Raw genomic sequence first — 22575 nt, forward strand, 5'->3', positions numbered from 1 at the left:
GCGCCCGATGTACGCCCGGTCCACCACCTCCCCCGTCCCGGCGCTCTCCCGGCGCGGCATGCTCGCCGCCGCCGCCCTCGCGGGCACCACCGCGGCCCTCACCCCGGCCGACACCGCGGCCGCCGCACCCCCGCCCGCCGCGCCTGACGCCTCCCCGGCCGACCGGATCACGGAGCAGCCCCGGCACGGCGGCGCCGACCCCCGCGCCACGGTCTTCACGAACGTCCGCCCCTACGGCGCGAAGCGGCCCGTCGACCTCACCGTCATCGACGGCGCCATCAGCGCCGGACCGCCGCCGCGCGGGGCCAGGACCGTCGACTGCAAGGGCCGGATCGCCCTGCCCACCCTCGTGGACGCCCACATCCACCCCGACAAGACCTCGTGGGGCGAGCCCTGGGTGACGCGCAATCCGGCCGCCACCATCGCCGAGTTCACCGCCGAGGACGTGAAGCTGTACCACGCCCTGCGCACCCCGCTGAAGGTCCGCGCCGAACGGCTGATGGGCCACGCCGTGGCGCAGGGCACGCGCGCGATGCGCGCCCACGTCGACGTCGCCCCCGCCTACGGCCTGGAGGGCGTCGAGGGCGTCGGAGCCGCCCGCACGGCACTGCGGCACGCGCTCGACGTGGAGATCGTGGCGTTCCCCCAGCACGGGGTCGTCCGGGCGCCCGGCACCCGGGAACTGCTGGAGGAGGCCGCGCGCACCGGGGCGATCGACCGGGTCGGCGGCATCGACCCGACCGGCTTCGACGAGGCCCTCGACGAACAGCTCGACATCGTCTTCGGCATCGCGGACCGGCACGGCGTGGGCCTCGACATCCACCTGCACGAGCGGGCCGCCACCGGCGTGCGCTCGCTGCGCGCGATCATCGACCGCACGCGCGCCCTGTCCCTCCAGGGCAAGGTCACCGTCAGCCACGTCTTCTGCCTGCCGGGCATGGCCGAACGCGAACTGGACGCGCTGGCCGCCGAACTCGCGGACGCGCGGATCTCCCTGACGACGGTGGCCCTCTCCTCCGAACTCGTCCTGCCGATCGCCCGGTTGCGCGAGCACGGAGTCCAGGTCGGCCTCGGCTCGGACGGCGTACGCGACGCCTGGAGCCCCTTCGGCACCGCGGACATGCTGCACCGCGCGCACCTGCTGGCGTGGGCCCAGGACGCCCGGCTCGACGAGGAGCTGGAGGCGGCCTACCGCGCGGGCGCGGACGGCGGCGCCCGGCTGCTCGGCCTCCCGCGGGTCGACCTGAAGCCCGGCTCGCCGGCCGACTTCCTGCTTGTACGCGGCGAATGCCTCCCGCAGGTCGTGGTCGACCTGCCCGCGCGGGACATGGTGGTGCGCGGCGGCCGCGTCGTCGCCCGCGACGGCGCCCTCGTCGACGGCTGAACCCGGAGCCCGGCCCCCCGGCCCCCGGCCCCGCGTTCACACGGCCGACACGAAGCTGTCACGCGGGGGCCGGAATGCCTCCCGGCCGGCGGGTCGTTCTCACCGGTATGACTGTGGGAGTTGCACTCAACGCGACCGATGCCGGCAACCAGATCGACGCCACCGTACGACTCGCCCGGGAGGCCGCGGACGCGGGGCTGCGGTCCGCCTGGTTCGGGCAGACCTTCGGTGCCGACTCGCCCCAGCTCGCGGCGATCGTCGGACGCGAGGTGCCCGGCCTGCACGTGGGCACGTCCGCGATCCCCGTCTTCGGCCGCCACCCCCTACTCGTCTCCAGCCAGGCCCAGACCGCCCAGGCGGCCACGCACGGCCGCTACCACCTGGGGCTCGCGCTCGGCACCAAGCTCCTGACGGAGACGGGATTCGGCATCCCGTACGAGCGGCCCATCGCCCGGCTCCGAGAATTCCTGGTCGCGCTCCGGCAGTTGATAGACACCGGCACCGCCGACTTCCACGGCGAACTGCTGACCGCGACCACCCCCGTCCCCGCGCGGGTCCCCGGTGCGGAGGGCGGCGTCCCGCTGCTCGTCGCCGCGATGGGGCCGCAGGCGCTGCGCGTCAGCGGTGAACTGGCGGACGGGATCCTGCCCTACCTGGCCGGCCCCCGCGCCCTCGCCGAGCACATCGTCCCGGCCGTCACGGCGGCGGCGCGGCGCGCCGGGCGCCCGGCGCCCCGCATCGTGGCGATCGTGCACGGCGTGGTGACCGACGAGGTCGACGCCGTACGGGCACGGGCCGCTGAACAGTTGGCGTTCTACGAGCAGTTCCCGTCCTACGCCCGGGCCATCGAGCTCTCCGGCGCCCGGAGGGCCGCCGATGTGGCCGTGATCGGCGACGAGCGCACGGTCGCCGCGGAAGTGCGGCGCTATCGGGACGCCGGCGCGACGGAAGTGGTGTTCGCCGGAACCGAGATCGCGGGGGACGCCGACCGGCGCCGCACCTGGAACCTGCTCGGCGAACTGGCCGGCTGAGGCCGCCCCGGTCAGGCGGCGCGCAGCCAGAACCACAGCCACTTGCCGAAACCGTCGGTGCTGACGCCCCAACCGGCGCTGAGCGCGGCCGTGATCGACAGGCCGCGGCCCGACTCCGCCCAGTCGCTCGCGGCGCAGGTGCCGGCGGCCGCGGCGCGTCGGAACTCGGCCAGCTGGTCGTGGAGGGCGCACATCAGGGTGCCGGTCTCCGCGTCGTACCGGATGACGAGCCGGAGCCGGTCGCTCTGCGTGTGCTCCACCGCATTGGCGACGGCCTCGGAGAGCAGCAGCCGGCCGCTGTCCGACAGCTCCGGGTCGCGGACGCACGCGTCCAGGGCCCGCCGCGCCTGGCCCGCCGCCTGGGGGGTGCCGGGCAGCGAGATGTCGATCAGCTTGGCGGACATGGTGCGTCTCCTCCGGCAGGCAAGCAGGCAGGCAGGCAGGCAGGTGGGTGGGCGGACGGGCGGGCGGGCGGGCGGACGGCAGGCGGGCGGGTGGGCGGAGGCTGGTCCGGCACCGGTTGCCGGATCGCGGCGGCCCGAACGTGCGCGCCGCCTCTCGTCTCCGCATTCCACGGTAGGAGCGGTCCGCGGCACACACCACGGCCGAACAGCCGAAAGCCGGGGCGCGGGGGTGGCCTTTCGGCGGAGGCGCGGCCGGGTGCGACCCGGCCGCGGGTGCGGTGATCGTGTGGAGGGCCGGAGGATCTGCGCAATCCTCGATCGGTTCGCGCAACATCATCGACGTTTCGTGGTTCAGGTCGGACGGTCACGGCAATTCGTGCCCGCGAAGCCGGAAAATCCGTGCGGGACGGGTGCGGGCCACCGGTCCGGCCGCCGCCCCCAACGTGCCCTGAAAGCAGCCGTGTCCACGCGCTCGCCGTCGAACGCGCCCCCACCGTGCGGGAGTCCGCGCCGGCAGGGCTCTTGCCGGTGAATCCGACGGACCACCCGGGTGAGTCTCCGGCCGTGGGTGCGCGGGATCGGGGTGCGGGTCCGCTAGACCCGTCGTGTGATCGACACCGTGAAGACGTACGAAGAATTCTCCGAAACCCGATTCCTTTCCGACGTGGCCGCGCTGGCGAAGACGCTGGGCGCCCCCTACGAGGAGCGGACGACCCGCCGCGTCCTCGAAGTGTTCGGCAGCCACTTCCACAGCGGAGCGGTGCTGTGGAAGACGACCGACCGGCCCGGGGACCACCTCGGCTACCGCTTCTTCGCCCGCGAGCGCACCGACACCGTACGCACCGCCGTCGAGGCCGGACTGCTGCAGGCCGGTCCGCTGACCGCCCTCGTCGACGCGTGGGACCGTACGTTCGGGACCGACGCCATCCAGTCCTGCGACTTCGACGCGTTCAACGGCGCCGCCAAGACCTGGGTGTACCTCGGCGGCATGCGACCCGCCGAACAGGTCCTGGACCATGCCGCCGTCCCCGCCGCCCTGCGCGCGCACCTGCCGGCGCTGACCCGGGCGGGCCTGGACCACGTCCGTTTCACCGCCGTCGACTACCGCAGCGCGACGGTCAACGTCTACTTCCGTGCCCGCGGCCCCCTCACCCCGGCCCGCTGCGCGCAGGTCCTCGCGGCCGTCGGCATCCCCGCGCCCGAAGAGGACGCGGTGGCGCGCGTACGGGCCGTGGCCCCCGAGGACTTCTGCCTGGCCGTCACCTTCTCGCTCACCACCGGGACCGCCTCACGGGCCTGCTTCTACGCGCTGGGGGTGCCCGAGGCGCGGATGCCGGCCCTGCCACCGCGCATCGGCGAGTTCTTCTCGGCGGCTCCGTGCCACGACACCGAGGTGATCCGCGGGCTGGGCTGGTCGTACGGCGCCGACGGCAGCGCGTACCTGAAGGCGGAGCACGCCTACAGCGGGGACATGGCCGCCCGGCTGCGCGACTGGGACTGCTACCTCACCGGCAGCACCGGCCGCGACCCCGTCCTGGCCGCCGCCGAGCACGCCGGCGGCACGGTCCCGGCGACGGACGGGGCCGTCGCCGTCCGCACGCCCGCCGCCGCGCACCCGCACCGGCGGGGCCCCGCGGCGGAGGCGCTCTGCCAGGTCGTCGACCCCTCGACGCGCTACGAGGGGAAGCAGCGGATGGGCCTGGTCACCGGCGTCTCGCGGCAGACCGTGGGGTCCGAGGCCCTGTGCATGCACCTGATCGCGATGCCGCCCCGCACGCGCGGCGCGGTCCACATCCACGACGGCCACGAGTCCTCCCTGCTCGTCACCGGGGGCCGTACGCGCACGTACTTCGGGCACGACCTCGAACACCACGTCGACGCGGAGGCCGGCCAACTGCTCTACATCCCGGCCGGCATGCCCCACGTCGCCGCGAACCTGCAGGACGAACCGGCCGCCGGAGTGCTCGCCCGCACCGACCCCGAGGAGCAGGAGAGCGTGCGGCTCCTGCCCGCTTTGGAGCAGAAGGCGGCGGCACTGTTCGACGCCCACCTGGCCGCGGCCGACGACGCCCGCACGGCGACCGCTCCGTCCGGCACGACGCGGACGGCCTAGCGCGCCCTCCGGGCGCGGCGGGGCCGGAGACGGGGGCGGTGCCTCCTGCCGTCGGCCCCGCCGGGCCCGCGGGGGAACCGGCCGTCGCGGTCCGGCCGGAGGCTACGCGACCTTGGGGGCGCAGCGCATGCCGATGTACACGCAGCCGGTGCCGTCGGGCAGCGTGGAGAAGACCACGGGCATGTAGTCCTCGCTGAACGCCGCGCCCACCCCCGTACCGGCGAACACCGTCTCCGTCACCGGCAGCAGGTCGATCCGCAACGGCGCGGAGAAGTCCTTCATGCCGTCGACGAATTCGTACACGGCGTGGCCCGCGCCGTCCCGCTCGGTCACGGTGATGACGACGCCCTCGCGCCGGTACGTCCCGACCAGCGGGGCCAGGTCGACCGCGGGCGGCCGGGCCGGCGGTGCGAAGGGCTCCGGCACGGCGACCCCGGCGAGTTCGGCGAGGAGTTCGCGGCAGAGCGCCGCGTACACCTCCCGCGCGCCGCCGCCGTTGGTGAGCAATGCGACCGCCACCCCCGCCGAGGGCACCACGCGCAGGTAGCCGTACTGCCCGATGGAGGCCCCGTCGTGCCCGTAGCCCTGGACGCCGTTCCAGTCGTACAGGGTCCAGCCCAGGCCCCACCCGTCCGAGCTGACCGTCCACCGGTCGGGGCAGTCCACCACCCGTTGCCGCATCAGCGCCACGGCCGCCTCGGGGAGGATGCGCGTACCGTCCTCGGCCACACCACCGGCCAGGTGCATCCGGGCGAACCGGGCGAGGTCACCGGCGCTGGCGATCACCCGGCCGTAGGGGCCCGCCGAGCGCGGCATCATGTCCCACTCCGGCGCGGGCTCCGGATCCCGGCCCGGCTCGCCCAGGTGCCCCATCGCGGCACGGAACCGCAGCGCCTCCTCGGGCAGCGTCACGGTGTGCGTGAGGCCCAGCGGGGTCAGGAGCAGGTCCTTCAGCGCCCGGTCCCAGACCTTGCCCGTCACCACCTCGACGATCCGGCCGAGCACGTTGTAGCCGACGCTGCTGTAGGAGATCGCGGAGCCGGGCGGACAGTCGAGCGCCACGCCCCTCGCGGCGTCGACGTACCGGGCCAGGCAGTCGTCCCCGCGCCCGCTGTCATGGGTGAAGTCGCAGGTGAGACCGCTGGTGTGGCTGAGCAGGCGGCGCGTGGTGATCGCCCGGGTCGCCGCGGGGTCGGCCACCGAGAATTCCGGCAGCACGTCCACGACCGGGGCGTCGAGGTCGAGCTCTCCCGCGGCGGCCAGCCGCATGATCAGGGTGGCGGTGTAGACCTTCGCTATCGAGCCCATCTGGAAGACGGAGTCGGTCGTCGTCTCCACGCCGGTGCCGCGGTGCAGCACACCGGTCGCCAGCTCGTGGACCGTCCCGTCGGCGAGGAACGCGAGGGAAGCGCCCGGGACGTGGTGCTCGGCGCACAGCGCGTCGAGCCGGGCCTGCCAATGGGCGAGGTCCTGCCTCCGGTCCCCGGAGGCAGGCGACCCCGGCGACCCCGGTGACCCCGGCGTCTGCGGAGCCCGCCCGCCGCCGGTCCGCCCGTACTGGTCGTCGACGTGCCCGTTCCCGCTCCGTGCCATCGCTGCTCCCACCCTGTTGCGTACACTGTTCTCTCGATGCGCACACTGTACGCAGAAGGGAACGGCGTCCGCAATCTGCGTACGGCGTGCACTACGGTGGGGGCCAGGCCGCAGGACGCGCCGGAACCGCACGGAACGGGACGAGGACCGCATGCCGACCGAAGAGAAGCCGCCCGCATCGGTATGGACCCGGCCGCGGCGCCCCCAGCGCGAGCAGCTGACCCGCGAGCAGATCGTGGCCGCCGCGATCGAACTGCTGGACCGGGACGGGACCGAGGCGCTCAGCATGCGCAAGCTCGGCAGCCACCTGAACGCCGCGGCCACCTCCCTCTACCGGCACGTGGCCAACCGGGACGAGCTGATCCAGCTGGTCGTGGACGAGGTCCACGGCGAGCTGGACCTGCCGGCCACCGCCGACCGCGGCCGGTGGCGCGCGGCCGTCACCCGCCTCGCGGCCGATCTGCGGACGATGACCCTGCGCCACCCCTGGATCGCCCCCGAGCTCGGCCAGGTCGGTCTCGTCCACATCGGCCCCAACGCACTGCGGATGTCACGGGCGATGCTCGCCCAGTTCGAGGCGGCCGGCTTCACCGCGGACGAGCGGGGCCGGGCCGCGGGGACGCTCGCGGCGTACGTGATCGGGATCGCGACCTCCGAGGCCGCGTACCTCTCGCTGATCGCCCGGAGCGGCGCGAGCGAGGAGGAGTGGGTGGCGGCGCTGCGGCCGGCCCACGACGCGGCCGCGGGGCAGCGCCCGCGCGAGGCGGGCTCCGCCGGGCGGGACGCGCACCCGCGGCAGCTGCGCGACGACGACTTCGCGTACGGGCTCGAACGGGTCCTCGACGGCCTGGCGGCCCGGCTCGACACCTGACCGCGTCGGCCGCGCGATATCCGTCCTCGTCCCCGCGGTGCGTGCACCCCGTGGGCCGCGGGGCCTTTCCGTCACCACGGGGTCGCCGTGCGCCGGGAAGCGCCCCGGTGCGCTCCGGCGACCCGCCTCCCGCGATCCGCGTGCCGGGCCGTCTCCGTTCGGATCGCGACCCCACGCGATCAGAACGGAGACGGCCTACGCGGGGGAGACGGCGAAGCGGCCGCAGAGCCAGTTGCCCGGCTCCGTCGGGTCGTCGCTGATCCAGAACTGCCGCCACAGCAGCCGGAACTCGTCCCGGCTGAGATGGCCGTCGCCGTTGAGGTCGAGCAGCTCGAAGACGCCCGCTAGCTCCTCCGGCCGCCCGTTCCACGTCTCGACGAGCCGGCGGTGCTCCTCGGGGGAGATCACGCCGTCGCCATTGGAGTCCACGGCGTCGAAGACGGTGTCGGCGGTGGCGGTGACGTCCGCGACCATGGCCGGCAGGCGGTCGACGAGGGCGAGCAGCTCGCCCATGTCGATCGCGCCGTCCCCGTTGGTGTCGCCGGTTTCGAGCAGCGCCGCCCACCAGCCCATCAGCAGCGCTTCCACCCGTGCCCGCAGTTCGGTCCCGGGCCCCACGCCCGGCAGTCGGCTCCAGCGGGCGATCAGCGCGGTGAAGTCCTCCTCGCGCAGATAGCCGTCACCGTCCGCGTCGAACGCGGCGAACATGCCCCGGAGCTTGCTCTCCTGAAACGCACTGGCCATGACAGGCCCCCTTCGACGCCGGACCCCACCGGTAACCGCCGCGGCAGCCCCGCGGGACGCCGGACGGCGCGGCCACTATAGGTCGCGGCGCACCCGCGCTCCCACGGGCACATCTGCGCGAGGCGTCACCCGTTCGACGGGGCCGTCATCGGGAACAGCATGCACGTGCTGGTGGCGTGGGCCAGTACGCGGTCTGCCGCGTCCAACAACTGCGCCTGAGCCAGGGCGGTTTGGCGGCCGGCGTTGATGACCGTGCCGACGGCGCGGACCGCTCCCGTGTCCACGGTGATGCGGCGCAGGAACTTCACGTTCAGGTCGAGCGAGGTGTAGCCCATGCCCGGGGGCAGCGTCGACTGGACGGCGCAGCCGGCCGCCGAGTCGAGCAGGGTGGCGTAGACGCCGCCGTGCACGCTGCCGATGGGGTTGTAGTGCTCTTCGCCCGGCACCATGGAGAACACCGCGCGCCCGTGCTCGACCTCGGTGAGGGTGAAGCCGAGGGTGGCCCCCAGGGGCGGCACCGGCAGCCGGCCGGCCCGCAGGTCGCGCAGGAAGTCCAGGCCCGAGGAGCGCCCCACGGCGGCCGCCGTCACCGCCGGGTCCTCCCACTCGTACGTACGTGTCCGTCCCACGGCGCCCGCTCCTCCCGTACTGACTGTGGAATGCGAAGCTAGCCCTCCCGTCACCTGACTGTCAATTGTGCAGCCAGCGTCCTATGCTGGCCGCATGGAGTGGCTTGAGGCGAGCACGGAGAACTGTCCGGTCCAGCTCACGCTCGACGTGGTCGGGGAGAAGTGGACCCTGCTGATCCTGCGCGACGCCGCCACCGGAGTGCGCCGCTTCGACGAGTTCCGCCGGCACATCGGCATGTCCGAGGCGGTCCTCAGCGACCGGCTGCGGAAGCTGACCGCGGCCGGCGTGCTGACGGCCGTGCCCTACCGGGAACCGGGCAGCCGCTCCCGGCACGAGTACCGCCTGACCCGCAAGGGATGGGACCTGTGGCCCGTCCTGCTGGCCCTCAAACAGTGGGGCGAGACGTACGCGGGCGACCCGCTCGGGCCGGTCCTCGACCTCCGCCACGAGGACTGCGGCGCCCCGGTGCGGGTCGTCGTCGAGTGCGCGGGGCAGCACGCGGGGGAGCGCACCGCACCGGGGCCCGGCGAGGTCACCGCCAGGCCCGGCCCGGGAGCCAGGCGCCGGTCGGCCGCCGGATAAATCCGTTGCCGCGTTCGGCCGTGACCGGCGACCATGGCCCCTCGTGAGTACTTCCCGCTGGGCCGCGGTGCTGCCCGACCTCTCTCCCTGGCGCTCCAGCCGCGACTTCCGGCTGCTGTTCTTCCAGGGCACGGTCACGTTCTTCGGCTCGTTCATGGCGATGATCGCGCTGCCGCTCCAGATCAAGCACCTGACCGACTCGCCCCTGGCGGTCGGTGCGATGGGCGCCGTCGAGCTGGTCCCGCTGGTCGTCTGCGGCCTGTACGGAGGCGCGCTCGCCGACGCCGTCGACCGCCGCCGGCTGATCCTGCTGACCGAGGCCGGCCTCGGCGTGCTCGCGCTCGTCCTGCTCGTGAACGCGACCCTGCCGAACCCGCTGCTGTGGCCGCTGTACCTGGTCGCGGCCGGGGTCTCCGCGCTGACCGGGCTGCAGCGGCCGGCCCTGGACTCGCTGATGGCGCGGATCGTGCCGCACGAGCAGCTCAGCGCCGCCGCCGCGCTCAACGGTCTGCGCTACCAGTTCGGCGCCATCGCGGGCCCGGCGCTGGCCGGCGTGGTCGTCGCGTACGCCGGCTACGCCTCGGCCTACGCGGTCACCGTCGTCGGGTTCCTGGTCTCGGTCCTGCTGTGCCTGCGACTCGCCCCGGCGCCACCCGTACGGGACGCCGCGCGCCCGTCGCTGCGCGGGATCGCCGAAGGGGCCCGGTACGCGTGGAGCCGTCCGGTACTGCTCGGCACCTACGCCGTCGACCTGGCCGCGATGTTCTTCGCCTTCCCGAACGCGATCTTCCCCTTCCTCGCGGACGAGCTCGACGCCGTGTGGGCCCTGGGCCTGATGTACGCGGCGGGAGCCGTGGGCTCGCTGGTCCTCGGAATGACGAGCGGCTGGGTGTCACGGGTGCGCAGGCACGGCCTGCTGGTGGTGTGCGGGGCCGGGGTGTGGGGGCTGGCCATCGCCGCGGCGGGCTGGTTCTCGACCATCTGGCCGGTGCTGGTGTGCCTCGCGGTGGCGGGGGCCGGCGACATGCTGAGCGGTCTGGGGCGCGCCACGATCTGGAACCAGACGATCCCCGAGGCGCTGCGGGGCCGACTGGCCGGCATCGAGGTGCTCTCGTACAGCGTCGGCCCGCAGCTCGGCCAGGTCCGGGCGGGCACGATGGCCAGCTGGACGGGCACCCGGACGGCCTTCTGGAGCGGCGGCCTGGCGTGCGTGGCATCGGTGGCCCTACTGGCCGCGGCCCTGCCGAAGCTGATCTCCTACGACGCCGACACCGACGAGGACGCCCTGCGCCGCCGCGCGGAGCGCGAGTCCCACCCGCAACCGAACACGACCCGGGCCTGACCGGGCCGCGCCCGCCCGGCGTTCGGGCACAGGCCCCACCCGTCGAGGAGCGGTCGTCCATACCGCCGGTCCCGCCGGGCGACTGCCGTATCGAGCACCCGCCGGGGCGCGGTCGCCGCGCCCCGGCCGCCGCCGTCCGGTCTCAGTCGGCCGCGGAACCCGGGTCGTCGAGTTCGTGCAGTCCGGCCGGGTCCTCGTCGGTCACCACCTCCCCCGCCGAGGTGACGGAGCGCTGGGCGTGGCCCCGATGGACGCACAGGAGCTGGTCACGGGTCCCGAACCGGTCCCGGTACACGGCGAGCGCCGGACCGTACTTGCTGCTGTGCCCCGGCATCTCGGTGTCCGTGCTCCACCCGGCGCCGTCGAAGGCGGACCACCACAGCTGCTGGCGCGCGGGGTCGCGGTGGACGCACATGAGCCTGCCGTCGAAGACGGCCAGGCCGATGTTGCTCCGGGTACGGTGCCCCGGCAGCGCGCCCTCGAAGGCCCAGCCGGCGCCGTCCAGCCGGCTCCAGTGGACGGCCCCGTCCTTGGGGTTGCCGTGCAGCAGGTGGAGGGTGCCGTCGTACACGGCGAGCGCCGGGGACCTCGTGGTGGCGCAGCCGGGAACGGGCTCGGGGGTCGTCCAGCCGCGGCCGTCCCGGCTGGTGGTGACCATGATCCGCTGGGCGGGGTCGGCGTAGGCGAGGTGGAGGGCGTCACGGAAGACGGCCAGCGCCGGTCCGTAGACGCTCTCGGCCTGCGGGACCGGCCGGTCCGGCGTCCAGGCACTGCCGTCGTAGGAGGTCACCGCGATGCCCCAGTCGCCCGAGCCGCCGCGGTGCGCGCAGTACAGCCGGTCCTGGAACACGGCCAGGGCCGGGCTGCCCAGAGTGTGGTGCGCGCCCATCGACCGGTCCTCGGACCAGGTGCCGTCCGCCTGGTGCGCGGTCCACCACAGGTGGGGATCGTCGCCCCGGCCCTGGTAGACGCAGTACAGGTCATCGCGGAAGACGGCCAGGGCCGGGGCTTCGGAGGCGTAGGCGGCCGTGAACTGTGCGTCGGCCCCCCAGCCCGCTCCGGCTGCGAACACGCTGAACCACAGGCCGGTCTCGCGCGGCGGTGCGTCAAGGGGCATGGCGGTGAGGAGGGTGGGCGCGGACCAGGGGGAGAGCAGCTGGCACCCGGCGCCCCGGGCAGCCGACCGGATCTGCCCGGTGCGGCCGGCCAGCGCCGCCCCGACGGCCCCCGCGACATCCGTGGGCAGGGCCCCGGCGAGCACCTCCGACACCAGGTCGCGAAAGGTGTCGACGGGCGTGCCGGCACGGTCGAGGCCGAGGAAGCGCTCCGCGGCCCGTTGGTCGAGAAGGAGGACGAAGCCCCAATCCAGCCGGCGGACGGAGACGGCCGCCCCCGCCGCGGCGAGCTCCTTGGACGCCCTGTCCGCGCGTTGCACGGCCTCGTCCGAGGGCGCGTGGGCACCGGACTCCGGTGCCGTGCCGTCGTGCCGCCCGGGGGCGGAGCCTTCGATCGCCATGCTGTCTTCCTGTCTGCAGGGCCACGGCCGGGCGGTTCCGCCGCGCGCGCGGCGCGCGGGGGAATCGTCCGGATCCGCGGGCATGGGTGCTCGGTCTGTTCCCGGCCGCGTGCGCGCCGGCGTACGGGCTTCCCCGCCGTTCACCAGGCGTCCCGGACCGGGTGGCCGCCGTTCGACGGGCTGTCGTCGGCGAAGGTGACGGGGCCGCCGCGCGCGTGCGGAGTGCGCACGGCCCGCGCGCGACCTCACGGAGAGAGGGCGGGAACGGTCGGCGGGATCGGCCGCGCGTCGTGGGGCAGCGGGAGGATCCGGTCGCCCACTTGGATGATCCCGCCGTGCAGCACCTCGGCCCGCAGTCCGCCGCGGTGCAGCAGGCCGCGGATCAGGCCGGGGCGGACCAGCTGTTCGAGGCGGGTACAGGGTTCGCTGAGTGTGAGACCGCGCAGGATCACCGCGCCGATCCGGAACTCCCGATCCACCAGCGGGTTGAGCCGGATGCCGCGGGAGATGAGGTTGCGTCGGCATTCGGCGGGAGTGAGGGTGATGCCGTGTTCGCGCGCCAGCGCGTCGAGGGCTTCGGCCTCGATGAGGGTGACGTCGCAGACCCCGGACGACCGGCCGGCCCCCCGGAGACGGGGCCCCTCGCTCGCCCAGTAGTTGCGGTCTCCCGCCAGGCCGTGGCCCGCCACCGCGCGGGCCCGTGCGACGCGGAAGGTGGGATCGCCGTTGTGCGCGGCAAGGTGCAGGGAGGCGACCCGGCCGGGTCCGGGCAGCGGTTCCTGGGCCATGGACGGTTCACCCCTTCAGGAAGTGGTGGGTGAGGGAGCGAAGCGTGCGGAACTGGTCCACGTCGATCTGGTCGAGCCGCAGTTCCCGCCCGATCAGATCCTCCAGCAGCAGGACGAACTCCATGAAGCCGAGCGAATCGATCAGCCGGTTCTCGATCAGGTCGAGATCCGCCGGTATCTCCCCGACGGTCGGGTTGCGTTCGAGCAGCCAGTCCACGACCGGCTTGGTCACGTCGTCCACGGTCATCACTCCTCGATCCGGGCCGTCCTGCGGGAACCGCTCGTGCGCGCGGCGGTGGGGGGCCTGCGGGCGTCCTCGTACTCCCGGCGGAGCCGGGCGACGGTGACGGCGGCCGGCTGCCGGTCGGTCACGCGGGTGCAGGACCGGCCGCAGTACATGGCCATCTCCTCGATGCGGCCGGTGGTGCCGCTCCCCGGAACCGCCGCGCTGTAGCGCGGCACCGGGTGGTCCCGCCCGTCCACCCGGGTGGTGGCGATGAAGCTGGCAGGGGCGCGTCGAGCGGAGGTGGTGAGGGGGTTGCGCAGCACGCGGTGCGGGCGGTGCGGCCAGCCGATGTCGAACAGGGAGGTGACGAGGGTGTCATCGGCCACCGCCTCGACCACCCGTCGTTTGAACCGCGGGTGCGCGGTGGATTCCGCGGCCGGGACGAACAGGGTTCCGGCCACGGCCCCGTCCGCGCCCCGGGCCACGGCGCCCGCGAGGTCGCCTCCGGTGGCGATCCCGCCCGCGACGGCCAGTACGGCGCGCGGGTGGCGGGCCCGGACGTCGGCCAGCAGGAGGCTCGCGGGCAGCCGACCGAGCAGGTGCCCGCCGGCTTCGGTGCCCTGGAGGACCAGGACGTCCGCGCCGTGTTCGAGGGCGGTGCCCGCGTCCGCCAGGGTGCCGACCTGGATCACCAGCGGGTGCCCGGCGGCCTGAACGGACCGGGCCGCACGGGTGTCGGGCAACCCGAAGAAGGTGACGAAGGCACCCCGGGGCAGCTCGGGCAGGACGGCCCGGAGCTGGTCCAGGCAGGCGGCCGGTCCGGTGACCTCGGGGATCAGGTTCACGCCGAACGGACGGTGGGTGGCAGCCGTCACCTCCCGGACCAGCCGGGCGGCCCGTGCGGGCGGTTCCTTGTACAGCGCGAGGGTGCCGCCCGCTCCCGCCCGGGACACGGCCGCGCACAGCCCGGGTCCCGCGACGCCGCCCATCCCGGCCTGCAGCAGCGGCAGCGCGAGGCCGAGCCGGGTTGCCAGCCGGGTCACGAGCGCTCCCCCCACCGCCGTACCGCGCGGTGCGCGGCTGCCAGGTCCCCTTCGAAACGGTCGTCCAGCGCGTGCACCCATCGCTCCAGGCCGAAGGCGACGCAGCCGGTGAAGGCCGGATGGCCCGCATGGCGGATGGCACGGCGCTCGCCGAAGAAGTTGCGGTGGTTGTTGGTGGAGGCCACGGCAGTGCCGTCGGTGTGCAGGTATTCGTCCTTCACGGGGGCCAGCATCTGCAGGAGCGTGCGGGAGCCGTCCTTCTCGAAGAACGGGTCGGTGGCGGGCTGTCGTTCCAGGGCGAGGCCGAGGGCCTCGCCGAAGGCGGAGATCCGCTCCTGGTGGCGGTCGAGGTGGGCCCGTACGGCCTCGGCCGAGCCGACGCAGACGATCTCCCGCATGGTGAACCCCCAGAGCCGGCGCAGCCCGTCGTGGTGGTCCTCGTTGCGGTAGCACTGCGCGACCGTGCTGATCAGGACGGGGACGTCGGCACTGGTGCCGGAGAGGTGCAGGAAGCAGCCGTAGCAGGCTGCGGAGGGCAGCAGGTGGGTGGCATCGGCCAGGTCTGTCGCGGACAGGGCCGCGGTTTCGGCCCGGGCCGCGGCGCGGGCGGCCAGGCGGTCGGGACGGATGCGGGTGACCGGGTTGCCCAGGTGCGGGAAGTTGCGGAAGTAGTCGAGCGTGCGCAGCTCGTCCGCCCGTAGCAGCGGTGGGTAGCTCTGCTGCCGGGCTCCGGCCTCGGCGCCCCAGCGGGTGAACACCGCGTCCAGCGCGCTCTTGAGCAGGACCGCGGGTTCGTCGAGGGTGGCCAGCCCGTCCCGGACCGACCAGGTGGTCCCCGTCCCACCCGTGGCCGCGGGGTCAGCGATGGTCATCGAACACCCCGATCCGGTTGAGGAATCCGGATCGGGGTCAGCGATGGTCATCGAACACCCCGATCCGGTTGAGGAATCCGGTGGTCTTGTGCAGCACCCTGGCGTGGGCGGCCTGCCGGGCGGGATGCGCGAGCATGCGCCGGCGCAGCGCGAAGCCGTCCGGGAGACCCGCGTCGCGGTAGGCGGCCGGATTGTAGAGGGACTCGATGCTGGTGGTCAGGTAGCGGCCGAGGTAGGTGCGCAGCTCGCGGCGGGCCGCCTCGTCCAGACCACGGTCGAGGAGCCGCTCCCACAGCAGGTGCACCAGGCGGCAGCCGAAGGCGATGTGGCGGGATTCGTCCTGGTGGTGCAGCCGGTTGAGGTGCCGGATGGTCGGGTGCAGGCGGCGGTCGGCTGCCAGTTGGACGTTGTAGTGGTCCACGATCTGCTCGAAGACCAGGATCCGGGCGAAGACGAGGAAGTTCTCGATGTCCGGGTCGCGTGGGGCCTCGGGCAGCCTGATGGACTTGTCGGGGTAGATCTTGCCGGCGTACTTGAGGCAGAAGGCGGCGAAGAACCACATGTGGTCGTTCTCCTCACCGATGAAGTGGTGGAAGAACTCGGAGGGGAGTTCGAAGCCGGGCGTATGGACGCGCCGGGTGACCTCGATGAGCAGTTCGCGGATGCCGTGCACGTTCAGGCTGTAGAAATTGACGCTCTCCCAACGGCTCAGGGCCAGGATCTGGTCGGTGCCCAGTTCGTCCATCAGCTCGGTGCCGTGGAGCGAGAGCAGTTCGGGGGACATCCACAGCTCGTCGGTGGGGATCGAGGCCGGCCAGTCGAACGTGGTGAAGGGGTTGTAGTAGTCGGCGGTGGCCTTGTCGGAGAGCCGGTCGAGCAACGTCCGGAATTCGGTGTCGTCCGCTGGCGCGGTGAGCGCTCGGGCGGGCGGGGTGTCCGGGGGGCACATGGACGTCACTCCTTCCAGCGGATGGTCGACAACAGGGCCCGGTGGAGTTCCGGGGTGGACGCGGCGACGCAGGAACGCTGGTTGGCGATGCTCAGGTCGGTCAGGACGGTGTCGCCGAGCGGTTGTCCGTAGCCGTCGGTGATGACCGCCCCGGCCCGCTCGGCGAGGAAGACGGCCGCCGCGATGTCGTACGGGAACAGGTGCAGGACTCGGCCGTTGCCGACGCGTTCGAACTCGGGCAGCAGCGCCGGATCGTCGCGCAGCAGTCGGTTGCCGATGTCGACGTAGGCGTCGAGTTGGCCCGTGAGCACCCGGGAGATGGACCAGGTCGCGCTGTTGAAGACGAAGACCCCGCCGGTGTTGGCCGAGCGGTCGATGAGGTGGCCGTACGCCTCGGTCATCAGGTGGGCCGGGTGACCGTTGAATTCCAGCGACCAGAGCATCCGCGCGGGGTCGGTGGTGCGGGTCAGTGCCGGGAGGGGACGGTCGTAGCCGTGCGCCGTGATGCCGGGAGTCGCCCGGTCCCCGTAGAGGTAGGCGCCCGTGCGCAGCTCCATCAGAATCGCGTGCTCGACGTCGGCGATGCGTGGGCGCCGCGACATGCGGGCGACGGCGACCGAGACGGTGGCCGACTCCAGGCCGGCGACGGCGGGCCGGGTGCCGTCGATGGGGTCGACGACCAGCAGGTGGGCGGGGTCCGTGCCGTGGTACTGCAGGCCGCGGTCCTCGGAGTAGACGGCGACGGGCAGATCCCGGTCGGCGACGTACTTCCAGGTGGCCGCCTCCGCGATGTCGTCGAGGCCGAACTGGGCGTCGCCGCCCGGTGAGTGGCCCCGGACCAGCCGGCTGCCCGCCCGGTGCCGGGCTTCCAGCACGGCCTCGCGCACCGTTGCGGCCAGGCCGGTCACATAGTGCCGCACGGCCGCGGCTTCCGAGGGACCGCCGTGCTCGGGGCCGGTCATGCGGCGGCCTCGGCGGCGAAGAGGGCCTCGAGCCGGTCGCAGAGCAGATCGGCCTCGTCGCGGGTGAGGATCAGCGGCGGGCGGATCTTGATCACGTTGCCCCGGCCGTAGCGGGACGTACGCAGGACCAGTCCGTGGTCCATGCCGCGCCGGGCCAGGGCCTGGGCCCGCTCGCTGTGCGGGCGTCCCCGGTCGTCGCCGATCTCGATCCCGATCATCAGGCCGAGGCCGCGCACGTCCACGACGGCGGGGTGGCGGGCGGCCAGCGCGCGCAACCTCTCCATGATGCGGGCGCCGACCTCCCGGACGTTTTCCAGGAAGCCGGCGCGGCCGATCACGTCGAGGGTGGTGGCTGCCGCCGCGGCGGCGAGGACGTTGCCGCCGTAGGTGAAGGAGTGGTGGTCGGGGCTGAGTCCGGACATCCGCTCGTCCGCGACGATGGCCGCGATCTGGGCTCCGGAACCGCCGAGGCCCTTGGCGGTGGTCAGGATGTCGGGCCGGACCCCGTAGTGCTCCGCGGCGAACATCCGGCCGACCCGGCCTATGCCGGTCTGGATCTCGTCGAAGATGAGGACGATGCCCCGTTCGTCGCACAGGGCGCGCAGCGCTGGCAGGTAGCCGTCGGGGGGCACGATGTTGCCCCCGCTGCCCGATATCGGTTCGACGACCACGCAGGCGACGCTGCCGGAGCCGGCGTGGTCGAGGAAGTCGTTGATGCGCTCGACGCAGAGCATGCCGCAGCTGTCGGGGCCCGCCTGCCGGTAGAAGCAGCGCAGGCAGTAGGGGTCGGGGACGTGGAGCACACCGGGCATCAGGTGCGGGAAGGGGGTCTTGCGGAAGGACTCGCCCGACATGGTGGTCGTCATCATGGTCTGCCCGTGGTGGCTGCGGAACAGAGTGACGACGTCGCGGCGGCCGGTGGCGATCTGCGCCATCTTGACCGCGCCCTCGTTGGCGGTGGAGCCGCCCGACACTTTGAGGTGCACCTTGGTCAGGTTCGCCGGGGTGACGTCGACCAGCCGACGGACCAGCTCGTTGACGGGCGCGGTCTGGAAGGTCGACGTGGTGTGCACCAGCCGTTCGACCTGGTCGCGCATGGCCTTGACCACCTCGGGGTGACCGTAGCCGAGGCTCAGGTTGAAGGTGCCGGACGCGCAGTCGAGATACGCGTTGCCGTCGGTGTCATACAGGTGGACGCCCTCGCCGTGGTCCATCTCGTACGCGCTGACCGGGTAGTACAGGTGCTGTTGTGCGTAGCTCAGGGCTTCGCTCCGTGCATCGTTCCCCGCGTCGTTCCGGGCACCGCTCTGGACGCGCATGAGGTCGGCCATGTGGCTCCTGTCGACTTCTGTCCGCAGATACGACGGACGGCGAATACCGGTGTCTCCACGCCGTGGAATGAAGGATTCTCATCGGTGCGAGGAGGGTGGGAGCTCACACGTCCAGAACGAAGGTGAACGCCGCGTCCCAACCCTCCGGCGTCTCCTGCACGTCCATCAGGCATTCTGGCCGGAAATACTTGTCGAGATGATTTCGGCGTTCGCCGGGAAAATACAGCATCGTGGTCAGTACGGCTCCGCCGGGCGGCTGCACCTTCACGTGCACGTGCCGTGTCCGCCCCGGGTACACGGCGGGCAGGACCGTCTCGAGCCGCCACCGCCCCTCGGCGTCCGCGAACTGATGTCCGCGCAGCCGAAAGCCGTCGTCGTCGTAGACGCCGGCGTCCCCGACCTGCCAGAAGTCGAGCAACGTGCCGCCGATCGGCTTCCCTTCGGGGGTGCGCACGGCGCCGTGCAGCACCATCGGGACCCCCTCGTCCACATCGCCCCGAAAGCTGGTCCTGAGCGGGGTGTCCGGCTTGTAGTACGGCCCTTCCCGCAGGGCGGGCGTCGGAGGTGTCCCGTTGCATCGAACGGTCGGCGTGAGCGTCTTCACCCCATCGTCGGGATTTCCGGTCTCCACGGCGAAAATCTCCCTCGGTCAAAGGATCTTTCACTTCGATCCAGGCACGTTAACCGGAATTTTCGATCCTGAAAAGAAGGCCGTGCAGCGCCTCTCGGCCATTTCTCGAAGTTTTTCTGCCAGGCTTTCGCGGCCCGTGCGGGCAGATATTTTTTCTTGTAATGGGGGCGACGTACGGGTCGTATGGGAAAGCAGGGACAATGGGAAACCGGTGGGGCTGTAAAAGATCGGACTCAGTCGGCGGATCGCCGTAGTACGGCGCGTGCGCGGGCGAAGTAGGCCGAGTCGGGCGGAGCGGTGAGGATGTCCGCCAGCGCGAAGAGGTCGAGCGTCCTGCTGAGCCGGGGCCAGTCCGCCGGCAGCCGGCCGTTCCCGCCTCGGAAGCCGTCGACGAAGCCCGTGGTGAAGGCAGGCGGATATTCGTGGGCGAAACGCAGCATGTTCCCGACATCGAAGAGCGGGGAGCCGCTGAAGGCGAGCTCCCAGTCGAGCACCGCGGCCACCGCCCATCGTCCGGCCCGGCGCCGCACCAGGACGTTCTTCGGGTTGAAGTCGCCGTGCACCAGGCTGCGTTCACCCGCCACGGCGGTGAGCGCCGGAGCCCGGCGGCGGGCCAGTGCGCGCAGCACGGCCGAGTCCGTCCCGTTCAGCGGCCCGTCCGGTGCCCCCGTGAGCAGACAGTGGTCGACGAAACCGGGCAGGTCGCCCAGTGCGTCCGCGCCGTGCGGGGCCGGTACCAGCGAAGGGTCGCCGAAGGCGCCCGGGCCGGGCAGTCCGACCCGGCCGATCCGCGCCAGCACCGTCCCCACGGCCCGGCCCAAGGCCGCGGCTTCGCCGCTCGCCGGGCCGTCCGCGAGCACCTGGCTGAGCGGGATCCCCTCCACGAACCGGTAGAGCAGGGCGGGGCGGCCGGTGGCGCGGCCCTGTGGATCGGACGCGACCACCGTGGTCACGGGGACGGCGCGGGCCGCCGCCAGACCAAGGACGGCGATCTCCACCGCACACGTGTTGCGCGGGAACCTGCTGCCGCACGGCCGGTGGTGTCGCAGCACATAGCGCTCCGCGCCCGCCGCGTCGGGGCGGTGGACGGTGAGCAGGGACATGTCGTTGGTGGACCCGCCGGACAGCGGACCCACCTCGTGGAGCAGGGCCCCGGGCAGGGCGTGCCGGGTCAGCCAGGTGTGCGTGGCCGGGTCCAGGAGACCCACTGGATGAGGGCGCGTCATACCGGCCAGCCTGCCCGGCCCGGGGCCGGGCTCATGCGCCGGTTCCCCCCGATGGCCCAGCTCCGGGCGACCGCCGTGCGGCAGCGGCCGCCCCGGCCGCCAGGACCAGCCCGCCCGCCGGTCCGGCGAGCCGGCCCAGTCGGGCCGGGACCACGAAGTCCTCGGCCGCGTGTTCGGGCAGCCCCGGGTACCCGGCCAACGTCGCGGTCAGTTCGGTGCGGAGCAGCGGAAAGAGCCCGGCGAACGCCGCGACGCCGCCGCCGATCACGATCCGCTGGGGGGCAACCGTGTAGACGATGTTGCGGAGCCCCGCCGCCAGGTAGGCCGCCTCCATCCGCAGCGCCCGGGCCAGTGCCTCCCCGGCCAGCTCTTCGGGAGGGCTCCCCCAACGGGCTCCCATCGCCTCGCCACCCGCCAGGCCTTCCCAGCAGTCGCCGTGGAAGGGGCAGGAGCCGGGGAAGGAGTCACCCGCGATCCGGGGCACGGTGAGGTGGCCCATCTCGGCGTGGACCAGCCCCCTGGCCACCTTGCCGCCGATCACGGCACCGCCGCCGATCCCGGTGCCGACGGTGAGGTAGACGTAGGTGTCCAAGCCCCGCGCAGCACCCCAACGGCCCTCGCCGAGGGCCGCACCGTTGACGTCGGTGTCGATGCCCACCGGTACGCCGAGCGCCTCGGCGAACGGACCGGCGACGTCCACCCCGGACCAACCGGGTTTGGGGGTGGCAGCCAGGTGGCCGAACCTGGCGTGGCCCGGACGCAGTTCGAGAGGGCCGAAGGAGGCGATGCCCAGCGCGTCGAGCGGTCCCGTTCTGGCGGCGGTCTCCCGGAAGAAGTCGATGGCCCGGGCCAGGGTGGGGCCGGGTCGGCCGGTCGGGATCCGGGTCTCGGCCTCGATCCGGTCCGGGGCCGAGCCCACCAGACAGACGAACTTGGACCCGCCGGACTCGATCGAGCCGAGCCGAGGGGCGCTCACGCGTCCACCGGCCAGCCGTCGTCGCCGAACGGACCGGAGTGCGAACGGATGACGACCTTGAGCGCGTCGTAGCGCGGCACTACGGCGCCGCTGTCCTCACCGTCTTCGCCGTGTGCGTCGTCCCCGCTGTGTCCGTCGCTCCGGACGAGGCCGCCGAGCGCCGTGAACGCCTCCGAGTAGCGTTCGAGCGGGAACTCGTGCGTCACCAGCCGGTCCAGGAGCGTGCCGGTCCCGCTGCCGGGTCGCCGGGGGCCGCCGAGCTCGGCGGCCAAGTCCACGGCGACGGGGAAGATGTCGGCCCGGTAGTCCCCGGCACCGATCAGACGGATGCCGCGGTTGGTGAGTTGGAGCGGGTGCAGTGGCACGGAGTAGGCGTCGTCGAAGCCCATCACCACCACCCGGCCGCCGTCGTCGATCAGCCGGAGCGCCGCGCCCAGTCCGGTGCCCGTGGTGTCGAAGACGACGGAGGGACGGTCATCGCCCCACGACTTCGCCAGGGCTTCGGCCGGGTCCGTTCCGGCCACGTCCACCACGTGCGCGAAGTGTTCGCGGGCCCGCTCCAGCCGGTAGCCGTCCTGTTCGGCGACGATGACCCGGCGCGCCAGGCGGCCGGCGACCAGTGCGGTCAGCATGCCGATCGGCCCCGCTCCCAGCACCACCACGCTGTCACCGCAGGTGACGGACGCGGCCTCGACGTTGTTCAGGACACAAGCGAGCGGCTCGATCAGCACCGCGCTGCGAAAGGGCAGTCCGGCGGGGACTCGTTCGACGAAACGTTCCGGCAGCGTCACGGCCTCCGCGTACGTGCCGTCCCGGTCGACACCGACCTCGGTTCCTGCCTTGTGACGGCAGAAGTTGGTCGCTCCCCGGCGACACGGCACGCACCAGCCGCAGTACAGCGTCGGGTTGACCACCACCCGGTCCCCCACGGCGACCGAACGCACCTGCGGGCCGGTCTCCCGCACCACACCGACCGACTCGTGCCCGAGCACGGTACCCGGGCGGGCCGGGAACCGCCCGAGCAGGATCTTGCGGTCCGTTCCGCAGACTCCCGTACCGACGATCTCCACCACGACGTCGTCGTCGTGGGTACGTCGTGCGGCCGGCCTGTCCTGTAGTTCGGCGGAGCCTGGACCCAGATAGACGAGAGCGCGCACGAGACCTCCCCATCGGTGTTCGGCAGGACGCAGGACGCTAACGCAACCGAATGCGACCGGATAGGACACCTACCAGCCATTTCACGCACCCGCTGCCCGGGCCGCCGACCTCGACGCGGCCCGCGCCGGCATCCCCCGGCGCCACTTCTCCGGGTGGGGTTCGGCCGTGGGTGAGCGGGCCCGGTGGCTCCGGGAACCACCAGG

The 22575-nt window shown here is 73.1% G+C and carries 22 protein-coding genes; 6 read left to right on the forward strand and 16 right to left on the reverse strand.

The window, feature by feature from the left end:
* The first annotated feature begins 7 nt into the window (after positions 1 to 7).
* Complete coding sequence (locus tag CP968_RS31365; RefSeq protein WP_229886865.1) at positions 8 to 1384, forward strand: amidohydrolase family protein; 1377 nt, start codon at positions 8 to 10, stop codon at positions 1382 to 1384.
* Positions 1385 to 1491: 107 nt separating this feature from the next.
* Entirely contained in the window at positions 1492 to 2415 is a 924-nt protein-coding gene (locus CP968_RS31370) for a TIGR03564 family F420-dependent LLM class oxidoreductase (protein ID WP_150521198.1), read from the forward strand.
* Between the two features lie 11 nt (positions 2416 to 2426).
* Here the strand turns inward: CP968_RS31370 and CP968_RS31375 are convergent, their stop codons facing one another.
* Positions 2427 to 2819 (reverse strand): ATP-binding protein, encoded by a 393-nt coding sequence (locus CP968_RS31375; RefSeq protein WP_150521199.1) that lies wholly within the window; start codon positions 2817 to 2819, stop codon positions 2427 to 2429.
* A gap of 607 nt (positions 2820 to 3426) precedes the next feature.
* Here CP968_RS31375 and CP968_RS31380 point away from each other — a divergent pair.
* Positions 3427 to 4932 carry an aromatic prenyltransferase gene (locus CP968_RS31380; RefSeq protein ID WP_150521200.1) on the forward strand — a complete coding sequence of 502 codons (1506 nt, stop codon included), beginning with the start codon at positions 3427 to 3429 and terminating at the stop codon, positions 4930 to 4932.
* A 102-nt stretch (positions 4933 to 5034) separates the two neighbouring features.
* Here CP968_RS31380 and CP968_RS31385 read toward each other — a convergent pair whose 3' ends face one another.
* The gene (locus CP968_RS31385; RefSeq protein ID WP_150521201.1) at positions 5035 to 6525 is read right to left on the reverse strand and encodes a serine hydrolase domain-containing protein; all 1491 of its coding nucleotides are present in this window, start codon (positions 6523 to 6525) and stop codon (positions 5035 to 5037) included.
* Between the two features lie 151 nt (positions 6526 to 6676).
* Between CP968_RS31385 and CP968_RS31390 the strand changes: the two genes are divergently transcribed.
* Entirely contained in the window at positions 6677 to 7396 is a 720-nt protein-coding gene (locus tag CP968_RS31390) for a TetR/AcrR family transcriptional regulator C-terminal domain-containing protein (protein ID WP_150521202.1), read from the forward strand.
* Positions 7397 to 7591: 195 nt separating this feature from the next.
* Here CP968_RS31390 and CP968_RS31395 read toward each other — a convergent pair whose 3' ends face one another.
* Positions 7592 to 8140, reverse strand: a complete 549-nt coding sequence (locus CP968_RS31395; protein ID WP_150521203.1) for an EF-hand domain-containing protein — start codon at positions 8138 to 8140, stop codon at positions 7592 to 7594.
* A gap of 125 nt (positions 8141 to 8265) precedes the next feature.
* On the reverse strand, positions 8266 to 8769 hold the full coding sequence (locus tag CP968_RS31400; protein WP_150521204.1) for a PaaI family thioesterase: 504 nt from the start codon (positions 8767 to 8769) through the stop codon (positions 8266 to 8268).
* A 94-nt stretch (positions 8770 to 8863) separates the two neighbouring features.
* On the opposite strand from CP968_RS31400, the gene CP968_RS31405 reads away from it, so the two are divergent.
* Positions 8864 to 9352 (forward strand): winged helix-turn-helix transcriptional regulator, encoded by a 489-nt coding sequence (locus tag CP968_RS31405; protein WP_150521205.1) that lies wholly within the window; start codon positions 8864 to 8866, stop codon positions 9350 to 9352.
* Positions 9353 to 9395: 43 nt separating this feature from the next.
* Entirely contained in the window at positions 9396 to 10694 is a 1299-nt protein-coding gene (locus CP968_RS31410; RefSeq protein ID WP_150521206.1) for an MFS transporter, read from the forward strand.
* Between the two features lie 142 nt (positions 10695 to 10836).
* Here the strand turns inward: CP968_RS31410 and CP968_RS31415 are convergent, their stop codons facing one another.
* The 12 genes from CP968_RS31415 to CP968_RS31470 all read right to left on the reverse strand — a co-directional run bounded on the left by CP968_RS31415 (position 10837) and on the right by CP968_RS31470 (position 22371).
* The gene (locus tag CP968_RS31415; RefSeq protein ID WP_150521207.1) at positions 10837 to 12210 is read right to left on the reverse strand and encodes a hypothetical protein; all 1374 of its coding nucleotides are present in this window, start codon (positions 12208 to 12210) and stop codon (positions 10837 to 10839) included.
* A 245-nt stretch (positions 12211 to 12455) separates the two neighbouring features.
* Entirely contained in the window at positions 12456 to 12998 is a 543-nt protein-coding gene (locus CP968_RS31420) for an MOSC domain-containing protein (protein ID WP_189829096.1), read from the reverse strand.
* Positions 12999 to 13005: 7 nt separating this feature from the next.
* Positions 13006 to 13245 carry an acyl carrier protein gene (locus tag CP968_RS31425; RefSeq protein WP_208835998.1) on the reverse strand — a complete coding sequence of 80 codons (240 nt, stop codon included), beginning with the start codon at positions 13243 to 13245 and terminating at the stop codon, positions 13006 to 13008.
* Positions 13245 to 14267 carry an NAD(P)H-dependent flavin oxidoreductase gene (locus tag CP968_RS31430; protein ID WP_167536881.1) on the reverse strand — a complete coding sequence of 341 codons (1023 nt, stop codon included), beginning with the start codon at positions 14265 to 14267 and terminating at the stop codon, positions 13245 to 13247. The genes CP968_RS31425 and CP968_RS31430 overlap by 1 nt, the downstream gene beginning before the upstream one ends.
* Complete coding sequence (locus CP968_RS31435; RefSeq protein ID WP_150521209.1) at positions 14264 to 15139, reverse strand: class-II aminoacyl-tRNA synthetase family protein; 876 nt, start codon at positions 15137 to 15139, stop codon at positions 14264 to 14266. Before CP968_RS31435 ends, CP968_RS31430 begins: the two co-directional genes overlap by 4 nt.
* Before the next feature lie 37 nt (positions 15140 to 15176).
* Entirely contained in the window at positions 15177 to 16088 is a 912-nt protein-coding gene (locus CP968_RS31440; protein WP_150521210.1) for a diiron oxygenase, read from the reverse strand.
* 5 nt (positions 16089 to 16093) lie between these two features.
* Positions 16094 to 17050 carry an inositol monophosphatase family protein gene (locus tag CP968_RS31445; protein WP_150521211.1) on the reverse strand — a complete coding sequence of 319 codons (957 nt, stop codon included), beginning with the start codon at positions 17048 to 17050 and terminating at the stop codon, positions 16094 to 16096.
* Positions 17047 to 18381, reverse strand: coding sequence for an aspartate aminotransferase family protein (locus CP968_RS31450; RefSeq protein ID WP_229886864.1), 1335 nt, complete (start codon positions 18379 to 18381; stop codon positions 17047 to 17049). Before CP968_RS31450 ends, CP968_RS31445 begins: the two co-directional genes overlap by 4 nt.
* Positions 18382 to 18484: 103 nt before the next feature.
* Positions 18485 to 19012, reverse strand: a complete 528-nt coding sequence (locus CP968_RS31455) for a dioxygenase family protein (RefSeq protein ID WP_150521212.1) — start codon at positions 19010 to 19012, stop codon at positions 18485 to 18487.
* A 233-nt stretch (positions 19013 to 19245) separates the two neighbouring features.
* Positions 19246 to 20220, reverse strand: a complete 975-nt coding sequence (locus CP968_RS31460; protein ID WP_167536882.1) for a phosphotransferase — start codon at positions 20218 to 20220, stop codon at positions 19246 to 19248.
* Between the two features lie 49 nt (positions 20221 to 20269).
* Positions 20270 to 21214 carry an ROK family protein gene (locus tag CP968_RS31465; RefSeq protein ID WP_150521214.1) on the reverse strand — a complete coding sequence of 315 codons (945 nt, stop codon included), beginning with the start codon at positions 21212 to 21214 and terminating at the stop codon, positions 20270 to 20272.
* Complete coding sequence (locus CP968_RS31470) at positions 21211 to 22371, reverse strand: zinc-dependent alcohol dehydrogenase (protein ID WP_167536883.1); 1161 nt, start codon at positions 22369 to 22371, stop codon at positions 21211 to 21213. The genes CP968_RS31465 and CP968_RS31470 overlap by 4 nt, the downstream gene beginning before the upstream one ends.
* Positions 22372 to 22575 lie beyond the last annotated feature (204 nt).

The organism is Streptomyces subrutilus (assembly GCF_008704535.1).
Taxonomy (GTDB): Bacteria; Actinomycetota; Actinomycetes; order Streptomycetales; family Streptomycetaceae; genus Streptomyces; species Streptomyces subrutilus.

What these genes read in the sequence shown, in the direction of transcription:
- CP968_RS31440 (WP_150521210.1), bottom strand. Translation starts at nt 16,088, where the DNA reads ATGTGCCCCCCGGACACCCCGCCCGCCCGAGCGCTCACCGCGCCAGCG.
- CP968_RS31405 (WP_150521205.1), top strand. Translation starts at nt 8,864, where the DNA reads ATGGAGTGGCTTGAGGCGAGCACGGAGAACTGTCCGGTCCAGCTCACG.
- CP968_RS31415 (WP_150521207.1), bottom strand. Translation starts at nt 12,210, where the DNA reads ATGGCGATCGAAGGCTCCGCCCCCGGGCGGCACGACGGCACGGCACCG.
- CP968_RS31385 (WP_150521201.1), bottom strand. Translation starts at nt 6,525, where the DNA reads ATGGCACGGAGCGGGAACGGGCACGTCGACGACCAGTACGGGCGGACC.
- CP968_RS31395 (WP_150521203.1), bottom strand. Translation starts at nt 8,140, where the DNA reads ATGGCCAGTGCGTTTCAGGAGAGCAAGCTCCGGGGCATGTTCGCCGCG.
- CP968_RS31445 (WP_150521211.1), bottom strand. Translation starts at nt 17,050, where the DNA reads ATGACCGGCCCCGAGCACGGCGGTCCCTCGGAAGCCGCGGCCGTGCGG.
- CP968_RS31390 (WP_150521202.1), top strand. Translation starts at nt 6,677, where the DNA reads ATGCCGACCGAAGAGAAGCCGCCCGCATCGGTATGGACCCGGCCGCGG.
- CP968_RS31450 (WP_229886864.1), bottom strand. Translation starts at nt 18,381, where the DNA reads ATGGCCGACCTCATGCGCGTCCAGAGCGGTGCCCGGAACGACGCGGGG.
- CP968_RS31375 (WP_150521199.1), bottom strand. Translation starts at nt 2,819, where the DNA reads ATGTCCGCCAAGCTGATCGACATCTCGCTGCCCGGCACCCCCCAGGCG.
- CP968_RS31370 (WP_150521198.1), top strand. Translation starts at nt 1,492, where the DNA reads ATGACTGTGGGAGTTGCACTCAACGCGACCGATGCCGGCAACCAGATC.
- CP968_RS31435 (WP_150521209.1), bottom strand. Translation starts at nt 15,139, where the DNA reads ATGACCATCGCTGACCCCGCGGCCACGGGTGGGACGGGGACCACCTGG.
- CP968_RS31365 (WP_229886865.1), top strand. Translation starts at nt 8, where the DNA reads ATGTACGCCCGGTCCACCACCTCCCCCGTCCCGGCGCTCTCCCGGCGC.
- CP968_RS31420 (WP_189829096.1), bottom strand. Translation starts at nt 12,998, where the DNA reads ATGGCCCAGGAACCGCTGCCCGGACCCGGCCGGGTCGCCTCCCTGCAC.
- CP968_RS31425 (WP_208835998.1), bottom strand. Translation starts at nt 13,245, where the DNA reads ATGACCGTGGACGACGTGACCAAGCCGGTCGTGGACTGGCTGCTCGAA.